We start from the raw sequence: 10,623 nt of genomic DNA, 5'->3' as shown, positions 1-10,623 counted from the left end.
TTCTTGGAGTATTTTGGTCGGGACGGAGTGATTCGAACACTCGACCCCTTGCACCCCATGCAAGTGCGCTACCGGGCTGCGCTACGCCCCGACTACATTCTCACAACCTCTGAGAACGATGAAGAATCTACCCTAACCTCCTGATAAATGAAACCTTTTTCTCAAAAAAATTTTCATCCATCAGAAACCAGCCTACTTCTTCAACACCACCAACACATCCTCCAACTCGACAATCATCTGCCGAATCAGCTGCTTGTACTGGCTCGATTCATCCTTCACCTCATCACTGGAGAGCCTTAACCGCGCCCCGCCAATGGTGAACCCCTGGTCATACAGCAGGGCGCGGATCTGGCGGATCATCAGCACATCCTGCCGCTGATAATACCGCCGGTTGCCCCGCCGCTTCACAGGGTTGAGCTGAGGAAACTCCTGCTCCCAATACCGCAGCACGTGTGGCTTTACGGCACACAACTCGCTTACTTCACCGATGGTGAAGTAGCGTTTGCCCGGTATGGGGGGCAGTTCGTCGTTATGGCTTGGTTCCAGCATAGGCCTCAACCCGGGCTTTCAACTTCTGCCCTGGACGAAAGGTGACGACGCGCCGTGCGGTGATCGGGATCTCTTCCCCGGTCTTGGGGTTGCGGCCCGGCCGCTGGCGTTTGTCGCGAAGGTCGAAGTTGCCGAAACCGGACAACTTGACCTGCTCGTTCTCTTCAAGTGCGTGCCGAATTTCTTCAAAAAACAGCTCGACCAACTCCTTGGCCTCACGCTTGTTAAGCCCCAGCTCCTCGTACAGCCTTTCGGCCATCTCAGCTTTCGTCAGAGCACCCATGCCGTTATTTCCTTAACGTGGTGTTCAACCTTTGTTCGAGCGAGGTGAGGATGTTTTGCAGGGTAGTGTTCACCTCATCGTCGTTAAGAGTGCGCGATGGATGCTGCCAGGTCAAGCCGACGGCAAGGCTTTTTCTATCAGGATCAATGCCTTTACCTTGGTAGACATCAAACAGCCTGAGGTCTGTGAGCCATTCGCCTGCATTGTCACGAATTACTTCAAGCACGTCTTGAGACGCCACATCACGTCCGGCGATCAAGGCCAGGTCGCGACGGGTTTCCGGGAACTTGGAGAGTTCGCTGAATTTCGGCAGCCGGCCTTCGACCACGTCACCCAGCACCAGCTCGAAGACGAACACCGGGCGGTCCAGGTCCAGGGCTTTGGCAAGCTCCGGGTGGAGGGCGCCGAGGTAGCCGACGTCCTTGCCGTCGCGCTGGATTACAGCGGTCTGGCCAGGGTGCAGGGCTGGGTGCTTGCCGGCGGCGAAGGTGAAGTCGCTCAGGGCGCCGCTGTAGCCCAGCAGGGCTTCGACGTCGGCCTTGACGTCGAAGAAGTCGACGGTGTCGCGGCCGTTGGCCCAGCCTTCTGGCAGGCGGCTACCGGTGACGACGCCGGCGATCATTGGCTGCTGCTGCAGGTTACCGAGCTGGCCGACGAAGCGCAGGCCGCTTTCGAACAGGCGTACGCGGTCTTGCTGGCGGTTGAGGTTGTGCTGCAGGGCCTTGACCAGGCCTGGCCACAACGAGGCGCGCATGGCGGCCATGTCGTTGGAGATCGGGTTGGCCAGCAGCAGCGGCTCGACGCCTGGGCTGAACAGCTCGAACAGCTTCGGGTCGATGAAGCTGTAGGTGATGGCTTCCTGATAGCCGCGGGCGACCAGCAGGCGGCGCAGGTTTGGCAGCTCGCCGCGGGTTTCTGGGCGGGCTTGCGGCGCGAGGCGGGCTTGCGGGTAGCGCACTGGCAGGTTGTTGTAACCGTACAGGCGGGCCAGCTCTTCGATCAGGTCGACTTCCAGGCTGATGTCGAAGCGATGGCTTGGGACTTGAACAGTCCACTGCCCTGCACCATCAGCTTTGGTAGCCAGGCCGAGGTTGTTGAGCAGCTGCTCGACCTGGGCCGGGTCCATCTCCATGCCGAGCATCTGGGTGATGCGGTCGGCGCGCAGGGTGACCGGGGCGACGTTTGGCAGGTGCTGTTCGCTGACGGCTTCGACGACCGGGCCGGCTTCGCCGCCGACGATGTCGAGGATAAGCTGGGTGGCGCGCTCCATGGCTTCGCGGGCCAGCTGCGAGTCGACGCCGCGCTCGTAGCGGTGCGAGGCATCGGTGTGCAGGCCGTAGGAACGGGCTTTACCGGCGACGGAGATCGGCTCGAAGAAGGCGCTTTCGAGGAACAGGTCGCGGGTTTTTTCAGTGTTCACACCGCTGTGCTCGCCACCCATGACGCCGGCGATGGCCAGGGCGCGGGTGTGGTCGGCGATCACCAGGGTGTCGGCACGCAGGGCTACTTCCTGGCCGTCGAGCAGGACCAGCTTCTCGCCCTCTTCGGCCATGCGCACGCGGATGCCGCCGTTGATTTCGGCGAGGTCGAAGGCGTGCATCGGCTGGCCGAGTTCGAGCATCACGTAGTTGGTGATGTCGACGGCGGCGTCGATGCTGCGCACGTCGCTGCGGCGCAGGCGCTCGACCATCCACAGCGGGGTCGGCTTGCTCAGGTCGACGTTGCGGATGACGCGGCCCAGGTAGCGTGGGCAGGCCGCCGGAGCGCTGACTTCGACCGGGCGCACTTCGTCATGGGCCGGGGCAACGGCGGGTACTACCGGGCGGGTGACCGGTACGTCGTACAGGGCGCTGACGTCGCGGGCCAGGCCTGCGATGGACAGGCAGTCACCGCGGTTCGGGGTCAGGCCGATTTCGATGCTGGCGTCGTCCAGGCTCAGGTACTGGCGGATGTCTTCGCCTACCGGGGCGTCGGCAGCCAGTTCCAGCAGGCCGTCGTTTTCTTCGCTGATCTGCAGCTCGGCGGCCGAGCAGAGCATGCCGAACGACTCGACGCCGCGCAGCTTGGCCTTCTTGATCTTGAAGTCGCCTGGCAGTTCGGCGCCGATCATGGCGAACGGGATCTTGATGCCTGGGCGGGCGTTAGGCGCGCCGCACACGACCTGGAAGGTCTCCTGGCCATTGCTCACCTGGCACACGCGCAGCTTGTCGGCGTCCGGGTGTTGTTCGGTGGCGAGGATCTCGCCCACGACGATGCCGCTGAACTGGCCGGCAGCGGGGGTCACGCTGTCGACTTCGAGGCCGGCCATGGACAGGCGGGCGACCAGTTCGTCACGGGAGACTTGCGGGTTTACCCAACCGCGCAGCCACTGTTCACTGAATTTCATGCTGTTCTCCTGAAAATGTGCGTCGATGGGGCCTAGCGGAATTGCGCCAGGAACCGCAGGTCGTTATCGAAGAACAGACGCAAATCGTTGACGCCATAGCGCAGCATGGCCAGGCGCTCGGCGCCCATGCCGAAGGCGAAGCCCTGGAATTCTTCAGGGTCGATGCCAGACATGCGCAGCACGTTCGGGTGCACCATGCCGCAGCCCATGACTTCCAGCCAGCCGGTCTGCTTGCACACGCGGCAGCCCTTGCCGGAACACATCACGCACTGGATGTCGACTTCGGCGGACGGCTCGGTGAAGGGGAAGAACGACGGGCGGAAGCGCACGGCCAGTTCTTTTTCGAAGAACACACGCAGGAATTCTTCGATGGTGCCCTTGAGGTCGGCAAAGTTGATGCCGCGGTCGATCAGCAGGCCTTCGACCTGGTGGAACATCGGCGAGTGGGTGATATCCGAGTCGCAGCGGTATACGCGGCCCGGGCAGACAATGCGGATCGGCGGCTGGGTGGACTCCATGGTCCGCACCTGCACCGGCGAGGTGTGGGTGCGCAGCAGCATGTTGGCATTGAAGTAGAAGGTGTCGTGCATCGCCCGGGCCGGGTGGTGGCCGGGGATGTTGAGCGCTTCGAAGTTGTGGTAATCGTCTTCGACCTCAGGGCCTTCGGCGATGCCATAGCCGATGTGGGTGAAGAACTGCTCGATGCGCTCGAGGGTACGGGTGATCGGGTGCAGCCCGCCGGTGGTCTGGCCACGGCCTGGCAGGGTCACGTCGATGCATTCGGCGGCCAGGCGAGCGCTGAGCTCGGCCTCTTCAAAGGCGGCCTTGCGTGCGTTGAGCACGACGGTGACGCGCTCTTTGGCGTCGTTGATCAGCGCGCCGACTTTCGGGCGCTCGTCGGCTGGCAGGTTGCCCAGGGTCTTCATCACCTGGGTCAGTTCGCCCTTCTTGCCGAGGTACTGAACCCGGATCTGTTCCAGGGTATTGATGTCTTCAGCGCGCTCGACGGCCTCTAGGGCTTGGGAGACCAGCGCATCCAGGTTTTCCATGTACAGACTCCAGATACGAAAATAGGGGAAGAGCTTTGAAGGCTCTTCCCCTATCGATGACGTTCAATGCCCGGCGCCGCTAGCGCCGCCGGGTGATTGTCGCGGGTACTTAAGCCAGAACGGCTTTAGCTTTCTCGACAATCGCAGCAAACGCCGCTTTTTCGTTCACTGCCAGATCGGCCAGAACCTTACGGTCGATTTCGATCGAAGCCTTTTTCAGGCCAGCAATCAGACGGCTGTAGGACAGACCGTTGGTGCGGGCACCGGCGTTGATACGAGCGATCCACAGTGCGCGGAACTGACGCTTCTTCTGACGACGGTCACGGTAGGCATATTGACCAGCCTTGATGACAGCCTGCTTGGCAACGCGGAATACGCGCGAGCGTGCACCGTAGTAGCCTTTAGCCAGTTTCAGAATTTTCTTGTGACGCTTACGAGCGATGACGCCACGCTTAACACGAGCCATGAGTAACTTCCTCTATCTAAACCAGAATTAACGTACGCGCAGCATGCGCTCGACTTTTGCCACGTCAGACGGGTGCAGCAGGCTGGCACCGCGCAGTTGACGCTTACGCTTGGTCGACATTTTGGTCAGGATGTGGCTCTTGAAAGCGTGCTTGTGCTTGAAGCCGGAAGCGGTCTTCAGGAAGCGCTTCGCAGCACCGCTCTTGGTTTTCATTTTTGGCATGTTGGAACTCCGCATTCGATAAAATTACACAATAATCATCAGGCCTGCCGTGCCCGGGAGATTACTTCTTCTTTTTGGGGGCGATGACCATCATAAGCTGGCGTCCTTCCATCTTAGGATGCTGCTCAACGGTGCCGTATTCGGCGAGGTCGGTTTCGACCCGCTTCAACAGCTCCATGCCCAGCTCCTGGTGGGCCATCTCACGGCCGCGGAATCTCAGAGAGATCTTGGCCTTGTCCCCATCGGTAAGGAAACGTACCAGGTTGCGTAGTTTTACCTGGTAATCCCCTTCTTCCGTCCCTGGACGAAACTTGATTTCTTTGATCTGGATCTGCTTCTGGTTTTTCTTGGCTTCGTTAGCCTGCTTCTTCTTCTCGAAGAGGTGCTTGCCGTAGTCCATCACCTTGCAGACAGGCGGTACCGCGTCTGCAGAGATTTCCACCAGATCCAGCTTCGCTTCTTCAGCGATACGAAGCGCTTCATCAATCGAGACGATGCCAACCTGCTCGCCATCAGCGCCAATTAACCGAACCTCGCGGGCCGAGATATTCTCGTTGATCGGGGCCTTCGGTACAGCACGCTTATCGTTTCTCATTTCACGCTTAATAGTCATTACTCCGATTCTTGGCGTCCACGCCGGGAAACCGCTTGTGTCAGAAGCTCAACGAACTGGGCGACGGGCATGGAGCCCAGGTCTGCGCCTTCGCGAGTACGCACAGCGACGGTTCGTGTTTCGACTTCACGGTCCCCTATAACCAAAAGGTACGGGACCTTGAGCAAAGTATGCTCGCGGATTTTAAAGCCGATCTTCTCATTTCTCAAGTCCGACTTGGCACGGAAACCGCTACCGTTCAGGGCATTTTCCACTTCGAGGGCGAAATCGGCCTGTTTGTCGGTGATGTTCATGATCACCGCCTGGGTCGGTGCCAGCCACGCCGGGAACACGCCAGCGTAGTGCTCGATCAGCATGCCGATGAAGCGCTCGAACGAACCGAGGATCGCGCGGTGCAGCATGACAGGGCGCACCCGGCTGTTATCTTCGGCGATATAGCTGGCATCCAGGCGTTCTGGCAGGTTCGGGTCGTACTGCAGGGTACCGCACTGCCAGTTACGGCCGAGGCAGTCGCGCAGGGTGAACTCGATCTTCGGGCCGTAGAAGGCGCCCTCGCCCGGCTGGTATTCCCACTCCAGGCCCGACTCGTTCAGGGCGTCGGCCAGTGCACCTTCGGCACGGTCCCACAGCTCTTCGGAGCCGACACGCTTGGCCGGGCGGGTGGACAGCTTCATGGCGATATCGGTGAAGCCGAAGTCCTTGTACACGTCCAGGGTCAGCTTGATGAAGTCGGCGGCTTCTTTCTTCACCTGCTCTTCGGTGCAGAAGATGTGCGCGTCGTCCTGCACGAAGCCACGCACGCGCATGATGCCGTGCAGGGCGCCGGATGGCTCGTTACGGTGGCAGGCACCGAACTCGGCCAGGCGCAGTGGCAGGTCGCGGTAGCTCTTCAGGCCCTGGTTGAACACCTGCACGTGGCACGGGCAGTTCATCGGCTTGACCGCGTAGTCACGGCTTTCCGACGAAGTGGTGAACATGTTTTCGGCGTAGTTCGACCAGTGGCCGGAACGCTCCCAGAGGATGCGGTCGACGACTTGCGGGGTCTTGATTTCCTGGTAGCCGTTGACGCGCTGAACCTGGCGCATGTACTGCTCGAGCACCTGGTACACGGTCCAGCCGTTGGCGTGCCAGAACACCATGCCCGGGGCTTCTTCCTGCAGGTGGAAGAGATCGAGCTGCTTGCCGATCTTGCGGTGGTCGCGCTTTTCGGCTTCTTCGATGCGCTGGATGTAGGCAGCCAGCTGCTTCTTGTCGGCCCAGGCGGTGCCGTAGACGCGTTGCAGCTGCTCGTTCTTGGCATCGCCGCGCCAGTAGGCGCCGGACAGCTTGGTCAGCTTGAATGCCTTGAGGAAGCGCGTGTTCGGCACGTGCGGACCACGGCACATGTCGACGTATTCTTCGTGGTAGTACAGGCCCATGGCCTGCTCGTCCGGCATGTCTTCGACCAGGCGCAGCTTGTAGTCTTCGCCACGGGCCTTGAACACTTCGATGACTTCGGCGCGCGGGGTCATCTTCTTGACCACGTCGTAGTCTTTTTCGATCAGCTCCATCATGCGCTTTTCGATGGCGGCCATGTCTTCAGGGGTGAAGGGGCGCTCGTAGGCGATGTCGTAATAGAAGCCTTCGTCGATCACCGGGCCGATCACCATCTTGGCAGTCGGGTACAGCTGTTTCACTGCGTGGCCGACCAGGTGGGCACACGAGTGGCGGATGATCTCCAGTCCCTCAGCATCTTTAGGGGTGATGATCTGCAGGGTGGCGTCGTGGTTGATCAGGTCGCAGGCATCGACCAGCTTGCCGTCGACCTTGCCGGCCACGGTGGCCTTGGCCAGGCCTGCGCCGATGGATGCGGCGACGTCGGCGACGGATACGGCGTGATCAAACGAACGTTGACTGCCATCGGGAAGAGTAATAACGGGCATGGCGCCTCCTCTCCTAGTGGTGACCCCTACCAAAGGTCACGTGGGTTGGGATGAGCCAGTACAAGATCCGACCTGCCTTCCCTTCAGGGAAGCCTGCCTCACAGTGGCAGAAGCCTTTCAGCTTGCCAGGGACGAACCAGAGTGACTGGAAAGAAATAGTTGCGAGCTGCCAGTGGCTAGCTGCAAGCCGAGCATGCTAGCACGCGGGTTGTGCGGCTCGTAGAAATATTTGGAAATTACGCCGCGCCGGTGAACTAACGCGGAAAAAGTCCTATCAGACCTTGGGAAGCAACCTACTCTTGATGAGACCTTAACCCAAGGAGTAACCGGTTATGCGAGTACCGTCTCTTCTGGCTCTGGCGGCTGCTGGCGCCCTGCTGCTGCCGATGGCTGCCAATGCTGGCAACTTCCCAGCCGGGAAGGAAGCCGGCTACATGGCCCAGTGCACCCAAGTCGCCAGCAGCCAAGGCGTCGACCCCGCCACCGCGAAAAAGCACTGCGACTGTGGTGCCCAGGCGATCAAAAAGAATTTCACCGACGCGGAAATTGCCGACTTGGACAGCAAGGATGGCGTCGATGCCAAGCTGATGCAGAAGGCGCAAACCGTGGTGAAACAGAGCTGCGCGCCGAAGAGCTGAAACCTTAAAGCCAGAGCAGGCCAGGCATTATTTGCCATGGATCAACATCCTGCGAAGGTAAAAGGCGCTAGATGCGCAGAAATGGACTATGATGTCCCCCGTGCTCCGTAGCCTCGGCCGCATTGCACCACTGAAAAATCTAAATGTTCTGGAGATTCACCTCATGTCCAATCGCCAACAAGGCACCGTCAAATGGTTCAATGATGAAAAAGGCTACGGCTTCATCACCCCAGCAGGCGGCGGCGACGACCTGTTCGTACACTTCAAAGCCATCGAATCCGACGGCTTCAAGAGCCTGAAAGAAGGCCAGACTGTTTCCTTCGTCGCCGAGCGCGGCCAGAAGGGCATGCAGGCTGCGCAGGTTCGTCCGGAGTAATTCGGGCAGCTGTAAAAAAACCCGCCACTTGTGGCGGGTTTTTTTATGGGCCTTTGCCGCAGCCCTGTGGGAGCGGGCGCGCCCGCGAAGCAGGCACCGCGGTCTTTGGCACCGGCTTTGCCGGTGTTCGCGGGCACGCCCGCTCCCACAAGGACAGCGCAGGCTCCAAGCCCTGGTCAGCCGCAGTTGACGCGGGTCACCACACCCTGCTCGTCCACGTTCAGGTTCAGGCGCTCGGAGCGGTATTCCAGGGTTACCACATCGTGCGGCTTGAGAATGCGCGCCATCTGCGACCCACTGGCCTTGCGCGCCTGCTCCAGCAGCTCGGCGCTGCCCGGCTTGCCAATGGCGAAGTCGGCACCGCTGGCCTCGCAGCGGCCATCGTTGCCGGCCGCCGCCTCAGGCGCCTTGCCACCCCCCGAGTTGCCGCCAGTGCTGCAACCCGCCAGGACAGCAGCCACCGCCAGGGTTGCCAGGAAAGCACGGGAACGGAACATGAATCCTCCTAAATCGATATGGGAACTGCCTGATCCGACAGCTCCGCCAAGAGTTTGTTGCAAAACCGGGAAAGTCTGCCTGATCTGACCTGCAGTGGCCAAAGGCAATCGTGACCGAATTTTACCGCGCAACTGACGAGTCGCTTGGTTGGCGCCGCAAAGTCATGATTTACTTTAGGAAGTGAAGGCACAGTGCCTTCTGCGAACGCCAGGATCCGGCGTTCGCTCCTCCGCCCCGGGCCCCCAGCGAGAGCCTTTCATGAGCAGCCACAGCATCGACGCCGATATCAAGGTCAAATGGGCCGAAGGCCAGAGCGCCTATAGCCCCAGCACGCCCGAAGAGTTGCTGTTGATCGCCATCGACCTGCTGGTGCGCGACCGCGGCGGCGAGGCGGCGCGCAGCTTCATCGACCAGGTGTTCGAGCGCTACGCGCCGCATGCGGCTATTGCAATCGAGCCAAGCGCGCGCTGAGCAGGTCGAAAAAGCCCTGGGCGTCAGCCTCGTTCACCCACATCACATTGGCCGGCTGCCTGAGCACGCCGTACCAGTCGGCGATGGTCTGGCCGAAGGTCGGGCCTTCGCGGCTGTCGACACTCAGGTGGATACGTCGGCCGCTGAACAGCGCGGGTTTCAGCAGATAGGCGATGACGCTGGCGTCATGCACCGGGCCACCGGGCATGCCGTACAGGTCCATGTCGTGCTTGATGTAGGCCTGCAGAATGTCCACCACCTTTTTGCTGGCCTGGTTGTTTACTGCCGCCAACTGCTTGAGGCGGGCGTCGCTGGTCAGGACTTTATGGGTCACGTCCAACGGCAGGTAGGTCAGCTGCACGCCACTGGCCAGCACCACTTCGGCGGCATGGGGGTCGGCGTAGAGGTTGAACTCCGCCGCCGGGGTGATGTTGCCGCCGTTGAAGTGAGCACCGCCCATGACCACCACTTCTTTGATGCCGTTGGCGATCTCGGGTTGCTGGATCAGCGCCAGGGCCAGGTTGGTCTGCGGGCCGAGCATGGCGAGGGTGATGCTGTGGGGCTTGGCGTTGCCCAAGGTGTCGACCAGGTATTGCACGGCATTGCCTTCGGCCAGGGGCTGTTTCGGCTCGTGCACCGGCACGCCGGTCAGGCCCTCTTCGCCGTGAACGTCGGCGGCATAGATGGGCGCACGCACCAGCGGCCGACCTGCCCCGGCATAGACCGGGATGTCTTCGCGGCCGGCCCATTCGCGGGCCAGGCGGGCGTTGCGTGAGGTCTTTTCCAGGCGCACGTTGCCAGCGACGGTGGTGATGGCGCGGATGTTGAGTTCTTCGGGCGAGGCCATGGCCAGGAACAGCGCGACCACGTCGTCGGCACCGGGGTCGGTGTCGATGATCAGGTCACGCGGGGCGGCCTGGAGGGTGGTGGTGGCGGCAGCGGCCATGAGGGTCAGTCCTTGTAGCAGAGGTTTGAGCATGGGGGCACTCCTGTTGCCATGAAATGGAACGCGATGCGCTTTTTTGTGGGAGCGGCCTTGCGTCGCGAAAGGGGTGCGCAGCACCCCCAGGATTTCAGCTTCGCCGCATAGATTGCCGGGGCCGCTTCGCGGCCCTTTCGCGACACAAGGCCGCTCCCACAATAAAAAGCG

General features: G+C 61.0%; 13 protein-coding genes and 1 tRNA gene. 3 read left to right on the top strand and 11 right to left on the bottom strand.

Annotation, left to right across the window (positions count from 1 at the left end; all coding sequences use genetic code 11):
• Positions 1 to 14: 14 nt before the first annotated feature.
• The 9 genes from ACTORR_RS25125 to thrS form a co-directional block, all read right to left on the bottom strand.
• Positions 15 to 91, bottom strand: a tRNA-Pro gene (locus ACTORR_RS25125).
• Between the two features lie 101 nt (positions 92 to 192).
• Positions 193 to 549: a MerR family transcriptional regulator gene (locus ACTORR_RS25120; RefSeq protein WP_008100384.1), complete on the bottom strand. Its 357-nt coding sequence runs from the start codon at positions 547 to 549 to the stop codon at positions 193 to 195.
• Positions 530 to 832 (bottom strand): integration host factor subunit alpha, encoded by a 303-nt coding sequence (gene ihfA, locus ACTORR_RS25115; protein ID WP_003250679.1) that lies wholly within the window; start codon positions 830 to 832, stop codon positions 530 to 532. The genes ACTORR_RS25120 and ihfA overlap by 20 nt, the downstream gene beginning before the upstream one ends.
• Before the next feature lie 4 nt (positions 833 to 836).
• Positions 837 to 3,218 carry a phenylalanine--tRNA ligase subunit beta gene (gene pheT, locus ACTORR_RS25110; RefSeq protein ID WP_441344010.1) on the bottom strand — a complete coding sequence of 794 codons (2,382 nt, stop codon included), beginning with the start codon at positions 3,216 to 3,218 and terminating at the stop codon, positions 837 to 839.
• Between the two features lie 32 nt (positions 3,219 to 3,250).
• Complete coding sequence (gene pheS / locus ACTORR_RS25105; RefSeq protein ID WP_054887103.1) at positions 3,251 to 4,267, bottom strand: phenylalanine--tRNA ligase subunit alpha; 1,017 nt, start codon at positions 4,265 to 4,267, stop codon at positions 3,251 to 3,253.
• A 109-nt stretch (positions 4,268 to 4,376) separates the two neighbouring features.
• Entirely contained in the window at positions 4,377 to 4,733 is a 357-nt protein-coding gene (gene rplT / locus ACTORR_RS25100) for a 50S ribosomal protein L20 (RefSeq protein WP_003250671.1), read from the bottom strand.
• A gap of 27 nt (positions 4,734 to 4,760) precedes the next feature.
• On the bottom strand, positions 4,761 to 4,955 hold the full coding sequence (gene rpmI, locus ACTORR_RS25095; RefSeq protein WP_003250667.1) for a 50S ribosomal protein L35: 195 nt from the start codon (positions 4,953 to 4,955) through the stop codon (positions 4,761 to 4,763).
• 61 nt (positions 4,956 to 5,016) lie between these two features.
• Positions 5,017 to 5,568, bottom strand: a complete 552-nt coding sequence (gene infC, locus ACTORR_RS25090; protein WP_176509498.1) for a translation initiation factor IF-3 — start codon at positions 5,566 to 5,568, stop codon at positions 5,017 to 5,019.
• Positions 5,568 to 7,490 (bottom strand): threonine--tRNA ligase, encoded by a 1,923-nt coding sequence (thrS, locus tag ACTORR_RS25085; protein ID WP_054887102.1) that lies wholly within the window; start codon positions 7,488 to 7,490, stop codon positions 5,568 to 5,570. The genes infC and thrS overlap by 1 nt, the downstream gene beginning before the upstream one ends.
• Positions 7,491 to 7,822: 332 nt before the next feature.
• On the opposite strand from thrS, the gene ACTORR_RS25080 reads away from it, so the two are divergent.
• Positions 7,823 to 8,128, top strand: a complete 306-nt coding sequence (locus ACTORR_RS25080; RefSeq protein ID WP_054887101.1) for a hypothetical protein — start codon at positions 7,823 to 7,825, stop codon at positions 8,126 to 8,128.
• Positions 8,129 to 8,291: 163 nt separating this feature from the next.
• A complete protein-coding gene (locus ACTORR_RS25075; RefSeq protein WP_003250656.1) occupies positions 8,292 to 8,504 on the top strand; it encodes a cold-shock protein in 213 nt (70 codons plus the stop codon).
• 176 nt (positions 8,505 to 8,680) lie between these two features.
• On the opposite strand, the gene ACTORR_RS25070 is transcribed toward ACTORR_RS25075, so the two are convergent.
• A complete protein-coding gene (locus tag ACTORR_RS25070) occupies positions 8,681 to 9,001 on the bottom strand; it encodes an I78 family peptidase inhibitor (RefSeq protein ID WP_313365804.1) in 321 nt (106 codons plus the stop codon).
• A 259-nt stretch (positions 9,002 to 9,260) separates the two neighbouring features.
• Here ACTORR_RS25070 and ACTORR_RS25065 point away from each other — a divergent pair, with 259 nt between their 5' ends.
• Positions 9,261 to 9,473 (top strand): hypothetical protein, encoded by a 213-nt coding sequence (locus tag ACTORR_RS25065; protein WP_099814504.1) that lies wholly within the window; start codon positions 9,261 to 9,263, stop codon positions 9,471 to 9,473.
• Here ACTORR_RS25065 and ACTORR_RS25060 read toward each other — a convergent pair.
• Positions 9,445 to 10,452 (bottom strand): nucleoside hydrolase, encoded by a 1,008-nt coding sequence (locus tag ACTORR_RS25060; RefSeq protein ID WP_313365803.1) that lies wholly within the window; start codon positions 10,450 to 10,452, stop codon positions 9,445 to 9,447. The two genes, ACTORR_RS25065 and ACTORR_RS25060, sit on opposite strands and share 29 nt — an antisense overlap.
• Between the last annotated feature and the right edge of the window lie 171 nt (positions 10,453 to 10,623).

The organism is Pseudomonas sp. SAR267 (assembly GCF_052077595.1).
Lineage (GTDB): Bacteria > Pseudomonadota > Gammaproteobacteria > Pseudomonadales > Pseudomonadaceae > Aquipseudomonas > Aquipseudomonas vlassakiae.
This window is presented reverse-complemented; position numbering and strand designations above follow the sequence as displayed.